General features: G+C 62.0%; 19 protein-coding genes. 11 read left to right on the plus strand and 8 right to left on the minus strand.

Features of this window, described 5'->3' with window-relative positions; translation table 11 throughout:
- Positions 1–7: 7 nt before the first annotated feature.
- Entirely contained in the window at positions 8–1330 is a 1323-nt protein-coding gene (locus ACA046_RS21905; RefSeq protein ID WP_497674956.1) for a leucine-rich repeat-containing protein kinase family protein, read from the plus strand.
- Positions 1331–1452: 122 nt separating this feature from the next.
- Here ACA046_RS21905 and ACA046_RS21910 read toward each other — a convergent pair whose 3' ends face one another.
- Together ACA046_RS21910 and ACA046_RS21915 are read right to left on the minus strand one after the other, a co-directional pair.
- Positions 1453–2160, minus strand: coding sequence for a YebC/PmpR family DNA-binding transcriptional regulator (locus tag ACA046_RS21910; protein ID WP_459022387.1), 708 nt, complete (start codon positions 2158–2160; stop codon positions 1453–1455).
- Between the two features lie 109 nt (positions 2161–2269).
- Positions 2270–3583 carry an MFS transporter gene (locus ACA046_RS21915; RefSeq protein WP_459022389.1) on the minus strand — a complete coding sequence of 438 codons (1314 nt, stop codon included), beginning with the start codon at positions 3581–3583 and terminating at the stop codon, positions 2270–2272.
- Positions 3584–3849: 266 nt separating this feature from the next.
- Here ACA046_RS21915 and ACA046_RS21920 point away from each other — a divergent pair, with 266 nt between their 5' ends.
- Entirely contained in the window at positions 3850–4722 is an 873-nt protein-coding gene (locus ACA046_RS21920; RefSeq protein ID WP_076014221.1) for a LysR substrate-binding domain-containing protein, read from the plus strand.
- 125 nt (positions 4723–4847) lie between these two features.
- Here ACA046_RS21920 and ACA046_RS21925 read toward each other — a convergent pair whose 3' ends face one another.
- On the minus strand, positions 4848–5705 hold the full coding sequence (locus tag ACA046_RS21925) for a LysR substrate-binding domain-containing protein (protein WP_093208012.1): 858 nt from the start codon (positions 5703–5705) through the stop codon (positions 4848–4850).
- Between the two features lie 112 nt (positions 5706–5817).
- Between ACA046_RS21925 and ACA046_RS21930 the strand changes: the two genes are divergently transcribed.
- From ACA046_RS21930 to ACA046_RS21940, 3 genes are all read left to right on the plus strand, one after another.
- Positions 5818–6927: a 2-aminoethylphosphonate--pyruvate transaminase gene (locus ACA046_RS21930; RefSeq protein ID WP_459022392.1), complete on the plus strand. Its 1110-nt coding sequence runs from the start codon at positions 5818–5820 to the stop codon at positions 6925–6927.
- A gap of 144 nt (positions 6928–7071) precedes the next feature.
- The gene (gene phnX, locus ACA046_RS21935) at positions 7072–7899 is read left to right on the plus strand and encodes a phosphonoacetaldehyde hydrolase (RefSeq protein ID WP_459022394.1); all 828 of its coding nucleotides are present in this window, start codon (positions 7072–7074) and stop codon (positions 7897–7899) included.
- Positions 7900–8022: 123 nt separating this feature from the next.
- Positions 8023–8583 carry a cytochrome b gene (locus tag ACA046_RS21940; RefSeq protein ID WP_076014224.1) on the plus strand — a complete coding sequence of 187 codons (561 nt, stop codon included), beginning with the start codon at positions 8023–8025 and terminating at the stop codon, positions 8581–8583.
- A 97-nt stretch (positions 8584–8680) separates the two neighbouring features.
- Here the strand turns inward: ACA046_RS21940 and ACA046_RS21945 are convergent, their stop codons facing one another.
- Entirely contained in the window at positions 8681–9568 is an 888-nt protein-coding gene (locus ACA046_RS21945; protein ID WP_497674957.1) for a 1-aminocyclopropane-1-carboxylate deaminase/D-cysteine desulfhydrase, read from the minus strand.
- A gap of 57 nt (positions 9569–9625) precedes the next feature.
- Positions 9626–11665, minus strand: a complete 2040-nt coding sequence (locus ACA046_RS21950; RefSeq protein WP_497674958.1) for an oxidoreductase — start codon at positions 11663–11665, stop codon at positions 9626–9628.
- 211 nt (positions 11666–11876) lie between these two features.
- Here ACA046_RS21950 and ACA046_RS21955 point away from each other — a divergent pair, with 211 nt between their 5' ends.
- From ACA046_RS21955 to ACA046_RS21965, 3 genes are all read left to right on the plus strand, one after another.
- On the plus strand, positions 11877–13007 hold the full coding sequence (locus tag ACA046_RS21955; protein ID WP_076014227.1) for a carbon-nitrogen hydrolase family protein: 1131 nt from the start codon (positions 11877–11879) through the stop codon (positions 13005–13007).
- A 4-nt stretch (positions 13008–13011) separates the two neighbouring features.
- A complete protein-coding gene (locus tag ACA046_RS21960; RefSeq protein ID WP_497674959.1) occupies positions 13012–14046 on the plus strand; it encodes an AraC family transcriptional regulator in 1035 nt (344 codons plus the stop codon).
- A gap of 330 nt (positions 14047–14376) precedes the next feature.
- Positions 14377–15366: a transketolase-like TK C-terminal-containing protein gene (locus tag ACA046_RS21965; protein ID WP_497674960.1), complete on the plus strand. Its 990-nt coding sequence runs from the start codon at positions 14377–14379 to the stop codon at positions 15364–15366.
- A gap of 144 nt (positions 15367–15510) precedes the next feature.
- On the opposite strand, the gene ACA046_RS21970 is transcribed toward ACA046_RS21965, so the two are convergent.
- Positions 15511–15981 carry a MarR family winged helix-turn-helix transcriptional regulator gene (locus tag ACA046_RS21970; protein ID WP_459022403.1) on the minus strand — a complete coding sequence of 157 codons (471 nt, stop codon included), beginning with the start codon at positions 15979–15981 and terminating at the stop codon, positions 15511–15513.
- A gap of 146 nt (positions 15982–16127) precedes the next feature.
- Between ACA046_RS21970 and aceE the strand changes: the two genes are divergently transcribed.
- Positions 16128–18797 (plus strand): pyruvate dehydrogenase (acetyl-transferring), homodimeric type, encoded by a 2670-nt coding sequence (aceE, locus tag ACA046_RS21975; RefSeq protein WP_497674961.1) that lies wholly within the window; start codon positions 16128–16130, stop codon positions 18795–18797.
- Here the strand turns inward: aceE and ACA046_RS21980 are convergent, their stop codons facing one another.
- Together ACA046_RS21980 and ACA046_RS21985 are read right to left on the minus strand one after the other, a co-directional pair.
- Positions 18798–19628 (minus strand): DUF2242 domain-containing protein, encoded by an 831-nt coding sequence (locus ACA046_RS21980; protein WP_497674962.1) that lies wholly within the window; start codon positions 19626–19628, stop codon positions 18798–18800.
- 89 nt (positions 19629–19717) lie between these two features.
- Positions 19718–20617, minus strand: coding sequence for a LysR family transcriptional regulator (locus ACA046_RS21985; RefSeq protein ID WP_459022409.1), 900 nt, complete (start codon positions 20615–20617; stop codon positions 19718–19720).
- A gap of 127 nt (positions 20618–20744) precedes the next feature.
- Between ACA046_RS21985 and ACA046_RS21990 the strand changes: the two genes are divergently transcribed.
- A complete protein-coding gene (locus tag ACA046_RS21990) occupies positions 20745–21923 on the plus strand; it encodes an MFS transporter (RefSeq protein WP_497674963.1) in 1179 nt (392 codons plus the stop codon).
- A gap of 115 nt (positions 21924–22038) precedes the next feature.
- The gene (nhaA, locus tag ACA046_RS21995) at positions 22039–23373 is read left to right on the plus strand and encodes a Na+/H+ antiporter NhaA (RefSeq protein ID WP_497674964.1); all 1335 of its coding nucleotides are present in this window, start codon (positions 22039–22041) and stop codon (positions 23371–23373) included.
- Positions 23374–23400: the final 27 nt, after the last annotated feature.

Here is a 23400-nt window from a genome sequence, read left to right on the forward strand (position 1 = left end):
GCCGTTCATGGATACCCTTGCCCAACTCAAGGCCGGCCAATTGGCCGGCATCAAACGCCTGGACCTGTCCTGCGGACTGACCGAGTTCCCCCGGGAAATCTTCGACCTGGCCGACTCCCTGGAAATCCTCAACCTCACCGGCAACGCCCTCAGCAGCCTGCCGGATGACCTGCACCGCCTGCCGCATCTGCGCGTGCTGTTCTGTTCGGAAAACGCCTTTACCGAAGTGCCGGAATGCCTGGGCCAGTGCGCGCAGCTGAGCATGATCGGCTTCAAGTCGAACCAGATCAGCAGCGTCCCGGCGGCATCGCTGCCGCCACTGCTGCGCTGGCTGATCCTCACTGATAACCGCATCAGCCAGTTGCCGAGCGAGCTGGGTGAACGGCCGTTGCTGCAAAAGCTGATGCTGGCCGGCAACCACCTGGAGCAGTTGCCGCCAAGCCTGGCCCGGTGCAAAAACCTCGAACTGATCCGCATCGCCTCCAACCGCCTGACTCGTCTGCCCGACTGGCTGCTGACCTTGCCGAGCCTGACCTGGCTTGCCTACGCCGGCAACCCGGTGGAAATGGCCGTGGAAGAGGCCCGGCATGACGCGACGCCAAACATTCCCTGGTCAGAATTGGTGTTGGACGACGTATTGGGCGAAGGTGCTTCCGGGATCATCCGCAAGGCGTCCTGGATCCCGCCAAACGGGCCGGCCAAGGCGGTCGCGGTCAAGCTCTATAAGGGCAGCATTACCAGCGACGGCTCGCCCCTGCACGAAATGCACGCCTGCATCGCTGCCGGACTGCATGCCAACCTGATCAAGGTAGAAGGCCGTGTCGTCGACCACCCGCAAGGCCAGGCGGCGCTGGTGATGCAACTGATCGAGCCGAGCTACCGCAACCTCGCGGCCTTGCCGAGCCTGGCGTCGTGCTCCCGGGATATCTACGAGCCCACCACCCGCTTCAGCGCGGACGTGGCGTTGCGCATGGCCCGGGGCATCGCTTCGGTGGCGGCGCACCTGCACGCGCAAGGCATCACCCACGGCGATTTGTACGGCCATAACATTCTGTGGAATGAGGCCGGTGAGTGCTTGCTTGGGGACTTTGGTGCCGCGTCGTTTCATGCCACGGTTGACAGCCAGGAAACCCGCGCATTGCAGCGTATAGAAGTGCGGGCGTTCGGCGTGTTGCTGGGGGAGTTACTGGAAAGGATTGATACGGGGTTAGGCGAGGAAAAGCGCGTGGCGCTGGAAGCTTTGCGGGATGACTGCTGCCAGCCGGATGTGCTGGCCCGGCCAGGGTTCGAGGAAATCACAACCCTCTTGCAGTCTTCTAAACACCGCTAAACCCATGTGGGAGCGGGCTTGCTCGCGAAGGCGGTGTGTCAGTCAATACATACTTGGCTGGTACACCGCCTTCGCGAGCAAGCCCGCTCCCACATTTGGACCGAGTTCACATCAGATTAGAATTAACCCGCCAACCCGACGAACATGTCCTGCACGTCATCATGGTTGTCCAAGCCTTCCAGGAAGGCTTCGACTTCAGCCATCTGCTCATCGCTCAAACCGCTTACCGGGTTCTTCGCGATGTAGCCCAGCTTGGCCGACAACACGGTGAAACCCTGCTCCGGCAAGGCTTTCTGCACGGCGTCCAGGTCGGTGGTCTCGGTGATGAACAGGGTCGTGCCCTCTTCTTCGCCTTCTTCGAAATCCTGGGCACCGGCTTCAATCGCGGCCATTTCCGGATCGGCGTCCGGGCTGTCCGGCGAGGCTTCGATCAGGCCCACATGGTTGAAGTCCCAGGCCACGGAGCCGGACGCACCGAGTTGGCCCTTGCGGAACGCCACACGGATTTCTGCCACGGTGCGGTTGATGTTGTCGGTCACGCATTCAACAATCAGCGGCACTTGGTGCGGGGCAAAACCTTCGTAAGTCACGCGGTGGTATTGCACGGTCTCACCGAGCAGACCGGCGCCTTTCTTGATCGCGCGTTCCAGGGTTTCCTTGGGCATCGAGGCTTTTTTGGCCTGCTCCACCACCAGGCGCAAGTGTGCGTTGGTGGAGGTGTCGGCACCGTTACGGGCAGCAATGGTGATCTCTTTCACCAACTTGCCGAAGATCTTGCCCTTGGCATTGGATGCCGCTTCTTTATGTTTGACTTTCCACTGTGCGCCCATGACTCACTCTCTTCTGTCCATCGCGCCGAGACGTCTACTGGCCGGCGCTTTGGGGGCAGAGTTTATAGCGCTGAAACACTCTAATCCACCAAAAAACCGGCCATGCCCCTCAGGTCCGCAAGGGATTGATTGCGCGCTCACGGTCGGGCACGAAGTCACCCACCTGCGCCAGCACCGCCGGCCTGGCGTTCCAGTACGGCATCAACACCAGCGAGGAAAACAGCGCGGCACCGGCAAACACAATGAACACTGTGACCGTGTCGAAGTAGCCCGGCAGCAAGCCGCCAAGGATCGCCCCCACCGAACCGCAGCCGTTGACGAACCCCGCCGCCGTCGCGCCGGCCTTGGCGGTGCCGAAGTCGATGGCGGCGGTGCTGCTGATCATTGAGTCCGGCCCGTACAGGGTCAGGCCCATCACAAACAGCAACGCCATCACCAGCGCCACACTGCCGGTGTGCAAGGCGCCCATGAACAACGCCAGGGCCACCGTCAGCGCCAACAGGCTGAGGACACAGGCCGGCATGCGCCGGGCGCCGAACAGTTTGTCGGACGCCATGCCGATCATGATCGGCCCCAGCAACCCCGCCAGCTCGAACGCCGTGGGCACAATCGCTGCACCGACCTTGCCCACCGACGGCATCTGCTCATACACAATCACCGGCCCCCACAACAGGATCGCGTAACGCGCCGGTTTCAACAGAAAGTACGCCAGCCCCAGGGTCAACACCGTACGGTTGCGCAAAATGGCACGCAGCGGCGCCAGCACACTGGCGTTCTTTTCAGCAGCAGTCTGTTCCGGCTCCGGTTCCACCGCCGGCAAGCCCACATCCTGTGGCGTGTTGCGCTGAAAAATGAAAAACAGCACCGCGACCACGGCGACCACAGCGGCACTGGAGATAAACGCCGCATGCCAGGTGCCGATCAGCGTATACGCCCACCAACCCGCAAAGGGCGACGCCACCAGGCCACCAAAGGCGTAGCACGAACTCCATAACCCCAGCACCCGCCCACGCTGCTGCGCCGGGAAGAAGCTGCCGAGGTTCTTGCACAACCCCGACCAGCCGGTGGACTGGGCCAGGCCCTGGATCAACATGCAGGTGACAAAGATCGGCAAAGTGGCAAACGTGCCCATCACCAGGGCGGCGGCGGCTGAAATCAGCAACCCGCCGAGTACCACCACACGTGGCCCGAAACGGTCGGCAAGCATGCCCCAGGTGAACTGGCCAACGGCGTAGGCCGCCAGGTAGATGCCATCCAGGTTGGCCATCATCATCTTGTCCAGCGGGAAACTCGGGTCGTCGACGATCCCCAGTTTGGCCACCGAAAAGGCTTTGCGGGTGAAGTAGAAGGCGGCGTACGCCAGCCAGGTGATGGCGAAAATCTGCACGCGCCAACGCTTGATGCTACTCAAGGGAGTATTCATGGTGGTTCTGACCTCGGGTGTGAGTGTGCCGGCAGAATGAAAAACAAACGCCTGTATTTTTATTGTTGAGCACTGCAGTACCGGCGCCTGGGAGGCGGCGGTGCTGGTCAGATGAGTCCTGCTGGTAAGCACGCAGAAGACCCATGGCCGCCGTAGGTGTAGGACTCGACCTACGGCGACTGGGGCTATAAAAGCAATGGCTGACTAATAGGTAAAATCGATTTATCGTATTTCAAATATAAGCTGAGCTTGTAAGAGGATTCGCAATGTCGGTGTCCCACGCCCAACTCAAAGCCTTCCATGCGGTGGCCGTGCACGGCAGCTTTACCCATGCCGCCGAGCGCTTGTTCCTCAGCCAGCCGGCCATTTCCGACCAGGTGCGCAAACTCGAAGAACGCTTCGGCGTGCTGCTGTTTCATCGCAACAAACGCTCGGTGCGATTGACCGACCTCGGAGAGCGCCTGCTGAGTATCACCCAGCGCTTGTTTGCCGTCGCGGCGGAAGCCGAAGAGCTGCTGCAGGATTCCCGCGCCTTGCAAACCGGCACTCTCACGCTCGCGGTGGACGCGCCTGTGCATGTGTTGCCGCAGATCGCGCGCTTCTGCCAGTTATATCCGGGCATCAGCGTGAAGATCGAAACCGGCAACACCGATGAATCGCTGTTTCGCCTCTACAACTATCAGGCCGACCTCGCGCTGCTGGGGCGCGATGTGGACGACGAGCGGCTGCTGTCACTGCGCTTGCCCGATGATCAATTGCTCGCGTTTGTCGCCCGCAACCATCCGTGGGCGGGGCGCGAGTCGATCTGCCTGGCGGACCTGGACGATACGCCGCTGGTGTTGCGGGAAATCGGCTCGGTGACCCGTCAGACCCTGGAACAGGAGATGCACCAGGCCGGGCTGCGGATTCGCCCGGCGATCCAGGTGGAAGGCCGCGAAGCCGCGCGGGAAGCGGTGGTGGTGGGGATTGGCGTGGGGGTGGTGTCTGCCGCGGAGTTTGGGGCCGATTCGCGGGTGTACGCGATGCCGATCCGTGATTGTACGCAGCGGATGAAGGAAACCCTGGTGTGTTTGAAAGAGCAGAGTTCACGGCGGGTGGTGGCGACTTTTCTGGAGATTGTGCGGGAAAGTTTGCGGTGAATTTGAGGGCCCCTTCGCGAGCAAGCCCTCTCCCACACTTGACCGAGCTCTACCCATGGAATGCGGTCAACTGTGGGAGCGGGCTTGCTCGCGAAGGGGCCAACTAGACCTTAAGCCAACACCCTCTAAGGCGCCAACTCGAAAAACGCCTGAATCAACCGCAACTCCCGCCGCCGCTCCATGCACCCGATCACATGCCGGTTCACCAGCCCCTCACCCTGGATCGGAATCGCATGCACCCGCGGGTCCCGACTGACCTCCATCGACGACACCACCCCAACCCCCAATTCCGCCGCCACTGCTTCCGTCACCGCCTCTCGGCTGTCCAGCTCCAGCAACACCTTGGGCTGCACCCCGGCCTGTGCACAGGCATCGTCAAAGGTGCGCCGGGTGATTGAGCTGGGCTCACGCAGCACCATGATGACCTGATCCAACTGCTCCAACCGAATCCCCGCAGGCTCCGCCAACCACGGATGCCCGGCAGGCACCAACGCGCAAATCCGGGACTCGATCAACGGCTGCAAATGCAAACCCTTGCGCGGCTCCACCTCCGTCAACACCGCCACATCGGCGCGTTCCGACAACAGCGCCGCGAGGGTTTCCTGAGCGTTGCCCAGCCGCAAATTGACGGTAATACCCGGATACCGCTGCCGCAGGCTGGCCAACATCGGCATGACCATGTGCGGCCCGTCCGCCGCTACTTCAAGGCGCCCGGTGAGCAGTTGCCGGTTGGCCTCCAGCAAGGTCTGCGCCTCCTCCACCAGGCCGAAGATCGCCCGGGTGATCGCCGCCAGCTTGGTGCCCTCCTCGGTCAACTCCACCCGCCGCGCGGTACGCCGCAGCAGGGCAATCTGGTAGTGCTCCTCCAGCGCCTTGATATGCCCGGTCACCGCCGGCTGGCTGATGAACAGGCGCTCGGCCGCCCGGGTAAAACTGCCCTCGCGGGCCACCGCATCAAACGCACGCAGTTGAAACAGGTTCATAGCTATCGGCCTCACTGATAGCTCGCATAACAACAAACAATTTGATTGATGACAAGCCAAACTGCAATTTAGGCGCCGTAAGTTCATCCCATTGTTTTGCGAGGACACACGAATGAGCACTGCCGCGCCGATCCTGCTGACCCCCGGGCCCTTGACCACCTCGGCCCGTACCCGCCAGGCCATGATGGTCGACTGGGGTTCATGGGATGACCGCTTCAATCAACTGACCGCCAGCCTCTGCGAGCAGCTGCTGGTGATCGTCAACGGCACACACAGCCACGATTGCGTGCCGTTGCAAGGCAGCGGCACCTTCGCCGTGGAAGCGGCCATCGGCACCCTGGTCCCACGAGACGGCAAGGTGCTGGTGCTGATCAACGGCGCCTACGGCAAACGCCTGGCGAAGATTTGCGAAGTGCTCGGCCGCAAGTTCAGTACCTTTGAAACCGCCGAAGACGAACCCACCACCGCCGCCGACGTCGACCGCCTGTTGAACGCCGACAAGGGCATCACCCACGTCGCACTGATCCATTGCGAAACCAGCACCGGGATTCTCAACCCGCTGCCCGAGATCGCCCAGGTCATCGCCCGCCACGGCAAGCGCCTGATCATCGACGCCATGAGTTCCTTCGGCGCGCTGCCGATCGACGCCCGCGAGGTGCCATTCGACGCGCTGATCGCCGCCTCCGGCAAGTGCCTGGAAGGCGTACCGGGGATGGGTTTTGTGTTCGCTGAAAAGCAGGCGCTGGCCGCTGCCCAAGGCAACAGCCATTCCCTGGCGATGGACCTGTTCGACCAGCACAGCTACATGGCCAAGACCGGCCAGTGGCGCTTCACTCCGCCGACCCACGTGGTCGCCGCACTGCACGAAGCGCTGCTGCAATACAACGAAGAAGGCGGCCTGCCCGCCCGGCACCAGCGCTACGCCAACAACTGCCAGGCGCTGCTGGACGGCATGGCCGAACTGGGCCTGCGCAGCTTCCTGCCTGCCGCGATCCAGGCACCGATCATCGTCACCTTCCATGCGCCGAAAGACCCGCGCTACCAGTTCAAGGAGTTCTACGAACGGGTCAAGGCCAAGGGCTTCATCCTGTATCCCGGCAAATTGACCCAGGTGGAAACCTTCCGCGTGGGCTGCATCGGCCATGTAAACCAGGCCGAGATGCAAGCCGCTGTCGCGGCGGTGGCCGAGGTGCTGCAAGAAATGAACGTGCTCGAGATATAAAACTGAATTCCCCCCTGTAGGAGCGAGCTTGCTCGCGAAAAACCCGAGGGCACCGCGTTCATTCAGGATGCCAACGCCATCGTTAACGACCTTCGCGAGCAAGCTCGCTCCTACATAAATCCGCTTTTAAACAGGATCTGAACCATGAACTACGCAAACCCAACCCAGCTTCAAGCCGCGATCCTCGACTGGGCCGGCACCGTGGTCGATTTCGGCTCGTTCGCCCCTACGCAGATTTTTGTCGAAGCCTTCGCTGAATTCGACGTGCAGGTCTCCATCGAAGAAGCCCGTGGCCCGATGGGCATGGGCAAGTGGGATCACATCCGCACCCTGTGCGACCAGCCGCAAGTGGCCGAGCGCTATCGCAAGGCCTTTGGCCGCACACCGACTGACGATGACGTGACAGTCATCTACCAGCGCTTCATGCCGCTGCAAATCGAGAAAATCGCCGAGCACTCGGCGTTGATCCCCGGCGCCCTGGACACCATCGCCAACCTGCGCAAGCAAGGGATCAAGATCGGCTCGTGCTCCGGCTACCCCAAGCAGGTGATGGACAAAGTTGTCGAACTGGCCGCCACCAACGGCTACGTCGCCGACCACGTGGTCGCCACCGACGAAGTACCCAACGGTCGCCCATGGCCGGCCCAGGCCCTGGCCAACGTGATCGCCCTCGGGATTGATGATGTCGCGGCCTGCGTGAAGATTGACGACACCGTGCCGGGCATTCTCGAAGGCCGTCGCGCCGGGATGTGGACCGTGGCGCTGACCTGTTCGGGCAACGCCCTGGGCCTGACCTACGAGCAGTTCCGCGCCCTCGATGCCGGCACGCTCGCCAGCGAACGCACACGCATCGAGGCCATGTTCGAAGGCTCGCGCCCGCACTACATGATCGACACCATCACCGACCTGCCTGCGGTGATCGCCGACATCAACCAGCGCCTGGCACGGGGTGAAATGCCGCAGGGCAACTGATCGAGATCAAAAGATCGCCTATACACCCTCCTCTCACGGGCAAACCTCGTAAAACAGGCTTACATTGGAAGGACTCCGTCGCGAAAGAACGGAGGTTTGCCCTGATGAGTGAGGAAGAAAGCGATGCCCTGGAAAAATTCCGATACGCGTTACAGCACCATGTCGATTGCGTTGCACTGGCTGATGGTGGTGCTGCTGGCGGTGGTCTACGCCTGCATTGAGTTACGCGGGCAGTTTCCCAAAGGCAGCGGCGCACGTACGTTGATCGTGGAAATGCACTTCATGTTCGGCCTGACGGTGTTTGTGCTGGTGTGGCTACGATTGTTCGCCCGCAGCCTGGGGGTGGCGCCGAAGATCGTGCCGGCCCCACCGCAATGGCAATCCTTCCTGGCCACCCTGATGCACATGGCGCTGTATGCCTTGATGATCGGCATGCCCATCGCCGGCTGGCTGATCGTCAGCGCCGAGGGGCATTCGGTGATGTTCTACGGCATCGAGTTGCCGCCGCTGATTGCCGAAAACAAGGCGTTGGCCAAGGAGATTGAAAGCTGGCATGTGCTGTTCGGCAAGGTCGGTTACTGGTTGATCGGGCTGCATGCGTTGGCTGCGATCGTTCACCATTACATCCTGCGCGATACTACAGCGCTGCGAATGATGCCGGGTCGCGAGCGAAATCATGGATGACTGTAGGAGCGAGCTTGCTCGCGAAAAACGAATAGGCGACACGGGCAACCTGATAGCGCTGCGTTATCGTTGACGTTTTTCGTGAGCAAGCTCGCTCCTACAGAAAGCCCCGGCGGCCTTGCAGGCCGCCGGTGTGGACGAAGATCAGGCGGGTGCCGGGGGAAAATCTTCCGGCTTCAATCTGCTGCTTCAACGCCAATAACGCTTTGCCGGTGTAAAGCGGCTCCAGGGGCAGGCCACAGGCTTGCTCGGTGGTGTCGATAAAGGCCAGCAACTCCGGATCGACCTTGGCAAAGCCGCCCCGGCTGGTCTCCAGCAATTCATAACCCTCTTGCACAAGCGCCTGTACCTGCTGCGCCACGCCGTGGTCGTCGGGCACTGCCAGCGCGCCATACACCGGATGCGCGCCCGCCTCGGCCAGCACCAATCCCGCCAGCGTTGTGCCGGTGCCTGCTGCCAGCCACCAACCGTGATAGTCCGCCCAGCCCAGGCCGCCTAACTGCGCCTGCGCCTGACTGACCAACACCCCGCAGCCCAACGCACCGGCCAAGCCACCACCGCCTTCAGGCACCGGGTGCAGGTGCGGGTACTGCTCGCGCCAGGGCAGCCAGAAGCCCGGCTCATTGCGCGCGCGATAGCCGCCATACCCCAGCCAATGCAGTTGCATGCCGAAGGCCTTGAGGTCGAGCACCGTGGGCGTGTCTTGTGGATGGCCACGCAGCAAGCCAACGGTGGGAAAGCCGAAGCGTTTCCCGGCCGCCGCCAGTGCATGCAAATGATTGGAGTAAGCCCCGCCCAGGCTGATGATCCCGCGGGCCCCCGCCGCCCGGCCTTGCGCCAGGTGCGCGGTGAGCTTGAACCACTTGTTGCCGCTGATCAGCGGGTCGATACGATCCAGGCGCAGCACGGCGACGTCCACCGGCCCCATCCAGTCGAGCTTCAGGGGTTCAAGGGGCGCGTGGGGAAGCCAGTCGAAAGGACCCATAAGGGCGGTTCTGCACAAGAAAAGGGGCGGTAGTCTACCACCGCCCCTTTTGAGTGTTTACAGCTCGGCCGCCAGGCGCGAACCCTGGTTGATGGCGCGCTTGGCATCCAGCTCGGCCGCCACATCCGCACCGCCGATCAGGTGCACGTTCTGCCCGGCTGCGACCAGGCCATCCTGCAACTCCCGCAGCGGGTCCTGGCCGGCACAGATGACGATATTGTCCACCGCCAGCACCTGCGGCTCACCCTCGGCGCCAATGCGGATATGCAGGCCTTCGTCGTCGATCTTCAGGTACTCGACGCTGTTGAGCATCTGCACCTGTTTGTTCTTCAGACCGGTGCGATGAATCCAGCCGGTAGTCTTGCCCAGGCCGTCGCCGACCTTGGACGTCTTACGCTGCAACAGGAACACTTCACGCGCCGGCGCATGGCGCTCGGGCTTGATCCCGGCCACACCGCCGCGGGCTTCAAGGTGGGTGTCGATGCCCCACTCTTTCCAGAACGCCTCGCGGTCCAGGCTGGTGGACACGCCCTGGTGCACGAGGAATTCCGACACATCAAACCCGATACCGCCGGCACCGATCACGGCCACGCGATGGCCCACTGGCTTGCGCTCCAGAATCACGTCCAGGTAGCTCAACACCTTGGCGTTTTCCACACCCGGGATGGCGGGCGTGCGCGGCGCGATGCCGGTGGCGAGGATGATCTCGTCGTAACCGCCCGCAACAAGCTGCTCAACGTCGACCCGAGTGTTCAGGCACAGCTCGACGTGAGTGGTCTGCAACTTGCGCTTGAAGTAGCGCAGGGTTTCAAAGAACTCTTCCTTGCCCGGCACGCGCTTGGCGATGTTGAACTGGCCGCCGATCTCGCTGGCCGAATCAAACAGCGTCACTTGATGCCCACGCTCGGCGGCAACGGTGGCGGCCGCCAGGCCCGCAGGACCGGCACCGACCACGGCGATTTTCTTGATCTGCTTGACCGGCAGGTAGTTGAGTTCGGTTTCGTAGCACGCACGCGGGTTGACCAGGCAGGTGGTCAGTTTGCCGCCGAAGGTGTGGTCCAGGCACGCCTGGTTGCAGCCGATGCAGGTGTTGATTTCATCGGCGCGGCCTTCGGCAGCCTTGTTGACGAAGTCCGGGTCGGCCAGGAATGGGCGGGCCATCGAGACCATGTCGGCGTCGCCTTCAGCCAGGATCTGCTCGGCGATTTCCGGGGTGTTGATCCGGTTGGTGGTGATCAACGGAATCTGCACCGCCCCGCGCAACTTCGCGGTGACCTTGCTGAACGCGCCACGCGGCACCTTGGTGGCGATGGTCGGGATGCGCGCTTCGTGCCAGCCAATGCCGGTGTTGATGATCGTTGCACCCGCCTGCTCGATGGCCTTGGCCAACTGCACGATCTCTTCCCAGGTGCTGCCGCCTTCCACCAGGTCGAGCATCGACAGGCGGAAGATGATGATGAAATTCGGGCCTACGGCTTCGCGCACCCGGCGCACGATTTCCACCGGCAGGCGCATGCGGTTTTCGTAGCTGCCACCCCAACGGTCGGTGCGGTGGTTGGTGTGAGCCGCGAGGAACTGGTTAATGAAGTAGCCTTCGGAGCCCATGATTTCCACGCCGTCGTACTCGGCGACCTGGGCCAGTACCGAGCAGGTGACGAAATCATTGATCTGCTTTTCGATACCTTCTTCGTCCAGCTCTTTGGGCTTGAACGGGTTGATCGGTGCCTGGATTGCGCTTGGCGCTACCTGTTTCGGGCTGTAGGCATAACGCCCGGCGTGGAGAATCTGCATGCAGATCTTGCCGCCCGCCTCGTGCACCGCTTTCGTGACGATCTTGTGCTTTTGCGCCTCTTCGTCGGTGGTCAGCTTGGCTGCACCGCCATACACCCCACCTTCATCGTTCGGGCCAATGCCGCCGGTGACCATCAGGCCCACGCCGCCACGGGCGCGCTCGGCGAAATAGGCCGCCATGCGTTCGAAGCCGCCGGGTTTCTCTTCAAGGCCGGTGTGCATCGAGCCCATCAGGGTGCGGTTACGCAGGGTGGTAAAACCCAGGTCCAACGGGGCCAGCAGGTGCGGGTAGGCAGCAGCGGTCATGGTACAGCTCCACAACGGATCATCACGGGACGTGGAGCGCTCGAATGGCACTCCATCGGTTTATGTCCCACAGACTAAGAGCCTGCCGGTTGCCGCTCAATGACTGTAACTGACAAGTTATTGATCCAAATGCGCAGCGCCCCTTGGCAACTGCGTACATGAGCCCTACCCTAGGTACCGAACCCTGCACCCGGTCCGTTGTCTTTTTCCCATGCGTAAACTTCTTGGATTCACCCTTATCATGGCCCTGGTCGCCGCCGTTTCCGCCTATCTGGTCTGGACCCAGGAACGCCCCGTGGGCCATTACCTGTCCGACCTGCGGATCAACCTGGCCGTCGACCAAGGCGTACCCGCCGACCGCGGCAACCTGCTGGGCATCCAGCCGGAACTGTTCCCCGCCGACTACCAGAGCCTGGAACGCCTGCACCTGAAGCTGGCGGCCTACCTGCAAAAGGCCCGCGACCAGGGCTTGATCAACGACAAGACCATCGTGGTGCTGCCGGAACATATCGGCACCTGGCTGATGGTCAGTGGCGAGAAGAACGAGCTGTACCAGGCCACCAACCTCAAGGAAGCGATGAACTGGCTGTCGGCGAGCAACCCGTTGTTGTTCGTGCGGGCGTTGATCAGCGCAAAGGGTGATGACCGCATCGACGACGCCTACCTGCGCATGAAGGCCCCGGCAATGGCCCGCGACTATCAGGTGCTGTTCGGCGGCCTGGCCAAGGAATTCGGCGTGACCCTGGTGGCCGGCTCCATTGCGCTGCCCAACCCGAGCGTCAGCCAGGGCCAACTGCAGATCGGCCACGGCGCGTTGTACAACACCAGCGTGGTATTTGACCGTGATGGCTTGGCGGTGGGCCAGCCGCAACGCCAGCTGTATCCGATTTTCGACGAGCGCGGCTTTATCGAGCCCGGCGACGAAAACACCGTCAGCGTGGTCGATACCCCGGCCGGGCGCCTGGGCATCCTGATCGGCAGCGATAGCTGGTACCCGGACAACTACCGCAAGCTCAACGAGCAAGGCGCCCAGTTGGTGGCGGTACCGGCCTTCGTGATTGGCCGCGAGACCTGGGACAAACCGTGGCGCGGTTTCAAAAGCGTGTCGACACCACCGGAAATCAGCCTCAAGCCCGAAGAGCTCAGCGAAGGCGAAGCCTGGCACCGCCTGACACTGATCAGCCAGCAACCCATCAGCCAGGCCACCGCCGGCATGAGCGTGTTCCTGCGTGGGCAATTCTTCGACATGGGCAGCGCCGGGCAAAGCTTCCTCAGCAGCAACGGCCAGGTGTTCGCCGACGGCAATGCCCGTGGCGCACGCCTGCTGAACGTGTGGCTGTAACGCGATGAAACCGGTGCGGCTTGGGGACCTGTCGGTAGGCTTTGTCCACACCTTGGCCGATGCGATCCACAGCCATGGCCTGGACCCGCAACCGTTGTTGCTGCAATACGGCTTCGACCCTGCGCGATTGGCCGAGGCGGGTGCTCGCTTGTCGATCCCGCGTTATATGCGCCTGGGCCACGCCGCCATCCAGTTGACCGGCGACCCCAGCCTGGGCCTGCGCATGGGCCAGCTCAGCCGCTTGAGCCAGGCCGGCCTCGCCGGTGTCACCGCCGCCCAAGCGCCCACCGTGCGTGAAGCCGCCCGCACCCTGACGCGCTTCGAAGCCTTGTACGGCTCCAACTATCGAGGCCAGTCGAGCTTTCACGAGGACACTGACGGCGCCTGGCTACGCTTCTATTCCATCAGCCCGTACAACGCGTACAACCGCTTCGTGGTGGACTCGATCATCGCCGGCTGGCTGCATCAATTGTCGAGCATAAGCTTGCAACCGGTGCAGGCGCAGCGCATCGAAATCGAATTCGAGGCCCCCGACTACAGCGAACGCTATAGCGTGCTGGGGGACTGCTCGATCCAGTTTGGCGCCGAGCACAATCAACTGCGCCTGAGCCAGCAAACCCTGGCCATGCGCAACCCGGAACATTGCCCGAGTACCTGGCAATTACTGGTGCAGTTGTGTGAACGGGAATTGGAGCAGTTGACGCGCACCCGCAGCCTGCGCGAGCGCATTACCCGGTTGCTCGGGCCGATGCTCAATGGTGGCCGGGAACCCGACCTGGAAGAAGTGGCGTCACGCTTGAAACTGCCGACCTGGACCTTGCGGCGCAAGCTGGCGGAAGAAGGGACGCAGTTCCGGGCGATTCTCAATGACACTCGCCGCGACCTGGCCATGACCTACATTCGCGATACCGAACTGGCGTTCGGTGAAATTGCCTATTTACTCGGTTTTGCCTCAGCGGAAGCCTTTCAACGGGCCTTCAAGCGCTGGAACAGCCAGACCCCAGGGGAATTTCGCCGCAGTCAGCGGCATTCCGCCTGACGTCTGTCTTACAGCTCGGTGGCATCATCGGCCGGATCCAGCGGATCCAGTTCGAAGGCGTGGTACTCCAGCAGTTCTTCCTGGTAATCGTCCATTGTTGACTCCTTGTTTTATGAAAAGGGGTTGCTAAGTGACCTGCACAACCAGCCTAAAGTGCCGTCATGACGAAAAAATGTCCGTGGCATGACGTTCCTGCACTTCAAGATTAAACGTAGCAGGGTTGGGTTGATTTAGCCGGGTGAATTTTAGATGCAACTGCAATCATTGCAATTGCAATCACAAGCCGAATTCCATTAGGGTAAGGGCACCCGTTGCCAAGCGACCCTGCTCATGACTGCCAGCACCGCACGCTCTGCCCTGATCTGTATCGACGCCCTGAATGCAACGCAGCAGCGCCGCTGCTCGCCCCTGTATAGCGTGATGACCATGGCCAACACCCTGGAGTCCAGCCGGCAGGCATGGGTGATTCGCGGCCAGTCGCGCTCCCGCCGGGTGATGAGCTGGCCCACGTGGTTCGCGCGCAACACCGGGGAAAAACCCATGTTGTACCTGCACACGGCCGCGTCATCGGCGCAGTTGCGCGCGCTGTCCAGCGAGACCCGCCAGCGGGGCATCTTGTGCAACGACAATGAAACCCGGCCCTCCCCTTCACTGCCCTTATGGCTGGCCAGCAATCCCCACTGCACACCTTATGACCCGGCCTCCGGCGAGGAAGCCCGGGCGATTGTGCTGGCAGGTTTGCAGGCGCTGTATGTCGACGGCCAGTCGGGCTTTTACTACCTGGCACTGCACGACCAGCACGACGGGCCGAGGTTGAGCCCGCAGGATTGTGACCATGCGCTCAGGGGCATGTACAGGGTCCGACGCTCATACACGAGCAAGTTGAAGGTGCGGTTGCTGGGCGCGGGTCGAGCGTTTGAAGAAGTCGTGCACGCCGCGCGGTTGCTAGAAACGGAGTGGAACGTCGAGGCACAACTGTGGAGCTGCCCCAGCTACACACGGCTGGCCCGCGAGGCGGAGGCGGCGCAACGCTGGAATCGCCTGCACCCGTTGGTACCGAAGCGCAGTTGCCATCTAAGGGATTGCCTGGCTGGGGATGGCGCGCCGGTGGTCGCGGTCACCGGGTATCCGCAGCCGATCGTCGATCAGTTGGCGGGGTATGTGGATGCGCGGTTTGTGGCGTTGGGCGCGGGCTCGATAGAGGCGTCAGCACCCGGTCGATATTGGATCGCGGTGCTGGCATTGAAGGCTTTGGCGGATGACGGCTGGATCGAAGCAGAACAGGTGGAGACCGCCCTGCATCGATATCACCTGAAATGACGATCTGTAATCCATCACAGATCAAATGTGGGAGCGGGCTTGCTCGCGAAGTCGGTGTGCCTGTTGATCTTTCTGTTGCTGACACACCGCTTTCGCGAGCAAGCCCGCTCCCACACTGGATCTTCGTCGCCTGGAGTCTTTGCTTCAGGTCTTACGCCGCCCACGGGTCTGCACGCCCGCCTCCATCGCCAGCCCCGCCGTGCGTTCCAGCGCCTCGGCAAAGCCCCGGCGTTGCTCGCTGTCGAGCTGCGACAAAAACAACTCTTCCACGCTGCTTTCGTAGATTTTCCACATCTTTTTACGCAACACCCGGCCCGCGTCGGTGATCGATACAAAGGCTGCACGCCCGTCACCGTCGGAGCGCGAACGCACTACCAGGCCGTCCTTTTCCAGGCGGTCCACCAGGCGCGTCAGGTTGTAGCGTTCGATGGCCAGCACATCGGCCAATTCGTGCATGCGCCGGGTGCCATCGGGGCCACTTTCCAGGCCCCATAAAGCGTCGTACCAGGCATACGGCGGCAGACCGGCATCGGCCAGGCGCCGTTCGATTTCACGGATGACCGTCCTGTGGGCCCGAACAAAACGGAACCAGACATCAGGCTCTTTCGACGACATGCAACACCATCCGGGGAATTTCAAGAAGGTTGCAATAGTAGCTCATCCCGCGCTAGATTCAGTCATGTAGTTGCAATTGCAACTATATTCGCGAAGCTCCCACAAGGAGCCCACACGCTGAAATCCGTCCACCCCTGGAGCCTGACATGACCCCGAACACTGCAGTACGCCTCGACGACGATCCACAGGAAACCCGCGAATGGCTGGAGTCCATCGAATCGGTGCTGTCCACCGAAGGCCGCCCGCGCGCGCATTACCTGATTGATCAGTTGCTGGATTTCGACGTGGCGCGGCATGGCGACTTCTACGGGCGGGTGACCACGCCTTACGTCAACACCATCCCGGTGGACCGCCAGTTGGCTTACCCCGGCAACCTGGCCACCGAGCGCCGGCTGAATGCGTTTATCCGCTGGAACGCGATGGCCATGGTGCTGCGCGCCGGCAAACATTCCGGCGTGGGTGGGCATATCGCGACCTACGCGTCGGCTGCCGTGCTGTATGACGTAGGCTTCGACCACTTTTTCCGTGGGCGTACCGAGAGTTTCGATGGCGACCTGGTGTACATCCAGGGCCACTCGGCCCCGGGCATTTACGGGCGGGCGTACCTCGAAGGCCGGATCAGCGAAGCGCAACTGGACAACTTCCGACGGGAAGCCGGTGGCGACGGTTTATCGTCCTATCCGCACCCACGGCTGATGCCCGACTTCTGGCAGTTTCCTACAGTATCCATGGGCCTCGGACCGATTACCGCCGCCTACCAGGCGCGCTTCATGCGCTACCTGGAGTTCCGCGACCTCAAGCAACATCAGGGCCGCAAAGTGTGGGCGTTTCTCGGTGACGGCGAGATGGATCAGCCGGAATCCCTGGCGGCCATTTCCCTGGCCGGGCGCGAGAAACTCGACAACCTGATCTTCGTGGTCAACTGCAACCTGCAACGACTCGATGGCCCGGTGCGTGGCAATGCCAAGGTGATCCAGGAATTCGAGAGCCTGTACCGCGCCGCCGGCTGGAACGTGATCAAGGTGATCTGGGGCGGCGGCTGGGATGCGCTGCTGGAAAAGGATAAAAGCGGCTTGCTGCGCCAGCGCATGATGGAATGCGTGGACGGCGACTATCAGAACTACAAATCGCAAAACGGCGCCTACGTGCGGGAACACTTCTTCGGCAAATACCCGGAGTTGCTGGCGCTGGTGGCGGACATGTCCGACGACGATATCTGGAAACTCTCACGAGGCGGCCATGACCCGGACAAGGTCTACAACGCCTATGCCGCCGCCGTGCGCCACAGCGGCCAGCCTACCGTGATCCTCGCAAAAACCGTCAAGGGCTTCGGCATGGGCGAGGCCGGCGAAGGCCAGAACATCAACCACCAACTGAAAAAGATGGGCGCTGAAGCCGTCAAAGCTTTCCGCGATCGCTTCGGACTGGAAGTGGCCGACGATCAACTGGCCGAAATCCCTTATCTCAAACCCGCTGCCGACAGCGAAGAAGCGCGCTATTTCGCCGCGCGCCGCCAGTCGTTAGGTGGTTACGTACCGGCTCGCCACAGCGCGGTCGAGTCGTTGAAGATCCCGGAACTGGAAGCCTTCGCCACCCAGCTCAAGGACACCGGCGAGCGCTCGATTTCAACCACCATGGCCTTCGTGCGCATCCTCGGCACCCTGCTCAAGGACCCGAACCTGGGCAAGTTGATCGTGCCCATCGTGCCGGACGAGTCCCGCACCTTCGGCATGGAAAGCCTGTTCCGCCAGATCGGCATTCACTCCGCGGTCGGACAGCTCTACACCCCACAGGATGCAGGTCAGCTTTCCTACTACAAGGAGAGCAAGGACGGACAGATCATGCAGGAAGGCCTGAATGAATCCGGCGCCATTTCCTCGTGGATCGCCGCGAGTACGTCCTACGCCAACCACGGGTTGATGACCGTGCCGTTCTACATCTTCTATTCGATGTTCGGCTTTCAGCGGGTCGGCGACCTGGCCTGGGCCGCAGGCGATGCGCGGGCACGGGGCTTCCTTCTGGGGGCCACCGCCGGGCGCACGACCCTGATGGGCGAAGGCTTGCAGCATGACGATGGCCATAGCCATGTGCTGTCATCGGTGATCCCGTGCTGCATTTCCTACGACCCGACCTTTGCCTTCGAACTCGCGGTGATCATTCGCGAGGGCATGCGCCGGATGTACGTCGAGCAGGAGGACATTTACTACTACATCACCCTGCTCAACGAAAACTACCCGCACCCGGCGATGCCCGACGGCGTCGAGGATGGGATTCTCAAGGGCATGTATCGGTTGAAGGCGGCTGAAGACACCGCGCAACCACGGGTGCAACTGATGGGCAGCGGTTCGATCCTGCGGGAAGTCATCGCCGCCGCTGATTTGCTGCGGGATGACTTCGCCGTGGGCAGCGACGTGTGGAGCGTCACCAGCCTGACCGAGCTGCGCCGGGAAGGCCATGCCGTGGAGCGCTGGAACCTGCTGCACCCGGAAAGCGAACCGCGTACCAGCTATGTCGAGCAGTGCCTGGAGGACCAGGCCGGGCCCGTGGTGGTCGCTACCGACTACATGAAGATCTTTGCTGACCAGATCCGCCCGTTCGTACCGGGCCGGCGCTTTGTGGCGCTGGGCACTGATGGCTTCGGGCAATCGGATACCCGCGAAACCTTGCGTGAGTTCTTCGAGGTGGACCGTTACTTCATTGCACTGGCGGCCTTGAAGGCGCTGGCGGATGACGGCCTGATCAGCCGCGCCAAGGTGGCGGAGGCGATCAGCCGCTACGGGATCAACGTCGACAAGGCCAACCCCGTAGCGGTGTAGTTACTGCGCAGGCGTCGGCAGAGGCGGAATCGCTTCGGTCGGTGCCGGCAGCGTTGGTTGGGTAGCCTCCGGCGCAGGTGCCGGGGTTTCCTTTGGCGCAATCGGTGCAGGTTCTGCCAGCGGTACGACCGGCTCCGATGCCGCTGGCTCAACCGCCGGCGTCACGGGGGCCGCCGGGGTGGCGGGCACTTCTTTCGGCGCTTCTTTAGGCGCCTCCACCTTATCGGCCACCGGAGCTGCCTTCGGTTCCGGAATGCCCAGGTCAGCCTTGGGTTTCTCTGGAATATGCGCAGCCTTTTTCACTTCCTGGGGCAGGAAAACATCCACCAGCGCGAAATAACGCTCATAGAACTTTGGCGCAGACACCGTCTCGCTGGCCACCTTGACCATCGAGTCATCGGTGGAGCCAATCGGCATCGACACCGAACCCAACACTCCCACGCCGAGACTCGCGGAGTTGTTAACCTTCTTCAGCGCGTAGCGATCCTGCAAGGCGTTGGCGAACATCGTCGAGTGATGATTGCCACTGCCATCGTCGGCACACACCACGTTGAAACTGATCTGCAGGTGAGTTTCGCCGGTCTGCTGGAAGCTCTTGTTACCCGCCACCAGCTTTGGATCGCTGCTGGTAATGATGTAACCCTGGCTCAACAGCGCACGCCGCGCCGCTTCGCAGGCCGCGGTGTCACTGACCGGGTAATCCCGGGAAAACGTACCGGAGTCGTCGAAATTCTCATGTTCATAAATAGCGGTCTTGGGTGACGAGCAGCCCGCAGCGCCCGCCAGCACCAGCGCCAACCCGAGGCTACGCAAGTGAAATGATGTCGACATCGAAAATCCTGAGGAAAACAGTCAGGGCGGTATTGTGCAACAGAACGTGGCCTTGGCGCGCGAATTCCTGTCGGTAAAACGTCACAGCCTTATGGGACGGTGTCTGCGGGAAAAAGCCGCTCGCCCATATGGTCAATAAACACGCGCAATTTCGCCGAAGCATGGCGACTTGATGGCCAGAGCATCCAGAAGCTGCCGCTGTGGTCCAGGTAATAGTCCAGCACCCGTTGCAACCGGCCCTGCTCCACCGACTCGCGGACCATGAAGTCCGGCAGGCAGGCAATCCCCAGGCCTGCATGGGCCACGTGCATCAGTGATTCGATGGTGGTGGAGACCAGCGGCGCTCGCAGGACCGGCTCTGGCAGGCCGGGCTCCGGGCGCAATGGCCAGGCTTCCAGCTTGCCGGTGGCGCAGAACTTGTGACGCAGGCAGGCGTGGTCGTTCAAGTCCCGGGGCTGGCGCGGCGTGCCGTGCAGGCGCAGGTATTCCGGGGACGCCACCAGCACCAGGCGGTAATACCCGAGGTGGCGTGCCATCAAGCGCGAATCCTCGGGTTTGCCGGTGCGGATCACCGCGTCGAAGCCTTCCTCGATCACGTCCACCATGCGGTCGGAGAAGTCCACGTCCAGTTCGATCTCGGGATAGGCCCGCATGAAGTCCGTCAGCACCGGCATCAACAGGCCGCGCACTTGGGGCAGGCTCACACGCAGCTTGCCTCTGGGTGTGGCTGACGCCTGGCTCAGTTCCTGTTCCGCGGCCTCGACTTCGGCCAGGATCCGTCGGGAGCGTTCGAGAAACAGCGCGCCCTCGCTGGTCAACGTGATACTGCGGGTGCTGCGATGGAACAGGCGCACACCCAGGCGCTCTTCGATGCGCGCAATGCTTTTGCCAATCGCCGAGGACGACACCCCCAGCAGGCGCCCGGCCTCGGTAAAGCTGCGGGTTTCCGCCACCTGCACAAACACTGAAATACTGCCGAGGCTGTCCATCGTCTCGCTCCCGAGGATTGCGGACGTTGGCGTCCGATAAGTTCGGAACCTTAGCCTGTTTTTCTACACCTCGCAGCACCCTACTCTGGCTCCCTGCCCTTTCGTTTGAAACCCGGAGCCAATAAACATGAGCGACAACGCCTTACCCTCCCCGGCCCTTGCGGCGAGCCGTGAACGCCTGCCACTGGGCGGTTTGCTGGCATTGGCAACCGCCGGCTTCATCACCATCCTCACCGAAGCCATGCCAGCGGGCTTGCTCCCGCAAATGGGCGCCGGGCTCGGGGTGTCGGAAGCCTTGGTGGGCCAATTGGTGACCCTTTACGCCCTTGGTTCGCTGCTGGCCGCGATTCCCCTGACCATCGCCACCCGGGGCTGGCGCAGGCGGCCGTTGCTGATGATTGCCATCGGCGGGTTTGCCTTGGTTAACAGCGTGACAGCGTTTTCCAGCGATTACCTGCTGACCCTGGTGGCGAGGTTCTTCGCCGGGGTGTTCGCGGGGTTGCTTTGGGCGCTGCTCGCCGGTTACGCCAGCCGCATGGTTGCGCCACACTTGCAAGGCCGGGCGATTGCCGTGGCCATGCTCGGGGCGCCCTTGGCGCTGTCACTGGGCGTGCCCGCCGGGACATTCCTGGGCACCACGGTGGGCTGGCGCCTGAGCTTTGCGATCATGACCGGTCTTACGGTTGTACTGCTGGCCTGGGTGCGCTGGCAGGTCCCGGACTTTGCGGGGCAGCGAGCGGAAAAACGCTTGGGGCTACGCCAGGTGCTGGCACTGCCCGGGATTCGTCCGGTGCTGTTTGTAACCCTTACCTACGTACTGGCCCATAACATTCTCTACACCTATATAGCGCCATTCCTGGTACCTGCCGGGATTGCGGCGGACATCGATCAGGTGTTGCTGGTATTTGGCCTGGCGGCGCTGCTGGGCATCTGGATTGTCGGCGCGTTGATTGATCAGCGGCTGCGTGCGTTGTTGGTGATCAGCTGCGCAATGTTCGCACTGTCGGCCCTGGCGCTGGCGTTCTGGATCACCTCGGCGACCGTGATCTACACCACAGTGGCATTATGGGGGCTGGCGTTTGGTGGCCTGCCGGCATTGCTGCAAACAGCGCTGGCCAAGTCGGCCGGGGATTCAGCCGATGCCGCGCAGTCGATGCTGGTGACGGTGTGGAACCTGGGCATCGCCGGCGGTGGGCTGCTGGGCGGGATGTTGCTACAGGGTTGGGGCGTGACAGCGTTTCCGTGGGCGGTCGTCGCGTTGGTCGTGCTGGCCCTGATGGCGACGCTGCGTTTAACCGATGTTTAAACGAAACGTGACGTAATGTTTCTTAACTCTTATGATCGCCCTGGGTGCGCTGCTGCATACGGCACAGCGCAGGTTAAAGGATAAGCATTGGTCGGGCCGCCAATGGAGATTTGTCGTGCCTGATAAACACCCTGCTATTCCTCGCCCCCAGGTTTTGGTCGAAGGCGCCCTGTCTGCATTGGAGCGGTTTTCACGCATCGAGGCCGTCAGCGGCATCGTGCTGCTGCTGGCGGCGATTGTCGCGCTGATCTGGGCCAACAGCCCCATCGCCGATTCCTACGAACACTTCTGGAACACCCCACTCACTATCGGGCTGGGAGACTTCACGGTCTCGCGCTCGTTGCACTTCCTGGTGAACGACGGGCTGATGACCATCTTCTTCCTGGTGGTGGGCGCCGAGATTCGCCAGGAGATCAGGGACGGTGCACTCGCCAACCTGAAACTGGCCACCCTGCCCTTGGGCGCTGCACTCGGTGGCGTGCTGATGCCGGCGCTGCTCTATACCCTGCTCAACCATGGCACTGAAGCGGCCAGCGGCTGGGCGGTGCCCACCGCCACCGACATCGCGTTTGCCGTAGGTGTGCTGGCGCTGTTGGGTAAATCCATTCCGGCCGGCGTGCGCATTCTGTTGCTGGCGTTGGCGATCATTGATGACATCGTCGCCATCCTGATCATTGCGATCTTCTACACCGCGAGCCTGGACTACATGGGCCTGGTGATCGCAGCCTGCGGGCTGGCACTGGTGCTGGTCTTTCAGCGGATGGGGATTGGCAAGGCGGTTGTGTACCTGCTGCCCGGGGCGATTGTCTGGTTCGGGCTGCTGAAGACAGGTGTACATCCTACGCTCGCCGGCGTGGTGCTTGGCTTGATGACGCCTGTCATTTCAAGGCCCACCCGTGAACGCCCCCTGGACACCATCGGGCGCACATTTAACGAACTGATGGACCGGCTTTCGCATCCCGCTGAAAGCGCTCATCAGGTGGCCAAACCGTTGCAGCAGTTGAGAAAGGCCCAGCGAGAAATGTTGCCGCCGGTGCAGCGGATTCAAGCCGGGTTACACCCGTGGGTAGCCTTCGGCGTCATGCCGCTGTTTGCCCTGGCCAACGCGGGGGTGAGCCTGCAAGGGTTCAATCTGGACGACCCGCTGCCCCACGGCGTGTTCATGGGCGTCATCCTGGCCTTGGTGCTCGGCAAGCCGCTGGGGGTGATGCTGGCGAGTTTCGTACTGGTCAAACTGAACATCTGCCAACTGCCGGAAGGCGTGACCTGGAACGGCGTCGCCCTGGTGGGCCTCTTGGCCGGGATTGGTTTCACCATGTCGATTTTCATCTCGTCGCTGGCCTTCTCCGATCCGACGCTGTTGTCGGCCGCCAAGCTGAGTGTGCTGAGCGCTTCGACCCTGGCGGCTGTGATTGGCTTGAGTTGGGGCAAGCTAAAGTTTGCGCGTTGAATCAAGGACTGGTTGAGTCAGCTGCTT

The sequence above is a fragment of the Pseudomonas sp. LBUM1641 genome, assembly GCF_059716235.1.

Coding starts and splice junctions, on each gene's coding strand:
- ACA046_RS21930 (WP_459022392.1), top strand. CDS start 5,818: ATGAGCACTGCCGCGCCGATCCTGCTGACCCCCGGGCCCTTGACCACC.
- ACA046_RS21940 (WP_076014224.1), top strand. CDS start 8,023: ATGCCCTGGAAAAATTCCGATACGCGTTACAGCACCATGTCGATTGCG.
- ACA046_RS21955 (WP_076014227.1), top strand. CDS start 11,877: ATGCGTAAACTTCTTGGATTCACCCTTATCATGGCCCTGGTCGCCGCC.
- ACA046_RS21950 (WP_497674958.1), bottom strand. CDS start 11,665: ATGACCGCTGCTGCCTACCCGCACCTGCTGGCCCCGTTGGACCTGGGT.
- aceE (WP_497674961.1), top strand. CDS start 16,128: ATGACCCCGAACACTGCAGTACGCCTCGACGACGATCCACAGGAAACC.
- ACA046_RS21960 (WP_497674959.1), top strand. CDS start 13,012: ATGAAACCGGTGCGGCTTGGGGACCTGTCGGTAGGCTTTGTCCACACC.
- ACA046_RS21925 (WP_093208012.1), bottom strand. CDS start 5,705: ATGAACCTGTTTCAACTGCGTGCGTTTGATGCGGTGGCCCGCGAGGGC.
- ACA046_RS21980 (WP_497674962.1), bottom strand. CDS start 19,628: ATGTCGACATCATTTCACTTGCGTAGCCTCGGGTTGGCGCTGGTGCTG.
- ACA046_RS21990 (WP_497674963.1), top strand. CDS start 20,745: ATGAGCGACAACGCCTTACCCTCCCCGGCCCTTGCGGCGAGCCGTGAA.
- ACA046_RS21910 (WP_459022387.1), bottom strand. CDS start 2,160: ATGGGCGCACAGTGGAAAGTCAAACATAAAGAAGCGGCATCCAATGCC.
- phnX (WP_459022394.1), top strand. CDS start 7,072: ATGAACTACGCAAACCCAACCCAGCTTCAAGCCGCGATCCTCGACTGG.
- ACA046_RS21920 (WP_076014221.1), top strand. CDS start 3,850: ATGTCGGTGTCCCACGCCCAACTCAAAGCCTTCCATGCGGTGGCCGTG.
- ACA046_RS21965 (WP_497674960.1), top strand. CDS start 14,377: ATGACTGCCAGCACCGCACGCTCTGCCCTGATCTGTATCGACGCCCTG.
- ACA046_RS21985 (WP_459022409.1), bottom strand. CDS start 20,617: ATGGACAGCCTCGGCAGTATTTCAGTGTTTGTGCAGGTGGCGGAAACC.
- ACA046_RS21945 (WP_497674957.1), bottom strand. CDS start 9,568: ATGGGTCCTTTCGACTGGCTTCCCCACGCGCCCCTTGAACCCCTGAAG.
- ACA046_RS21915 (WP_459022389.1), bottom strand. CDS start 3,583: ATGAATACTCCCTTGAGTAGCATCAAGCGTTGGCGCGTGCAGATTTTC.
- ACA046_RS21905 (WP_497674956.1), top strand. CDS start 8: ATGGATACCCTTGCCCAACTCAAGGCCGGCCAATTGGCCGGCATCAAA.
- ACA046_RS21970 (WP_459022403.1), bottom strand. CDS start 15,981: ATGTCGTCGAAAGAGCCTGATGTCTGGTTCCGTTTTGTTCGGGCCCAC.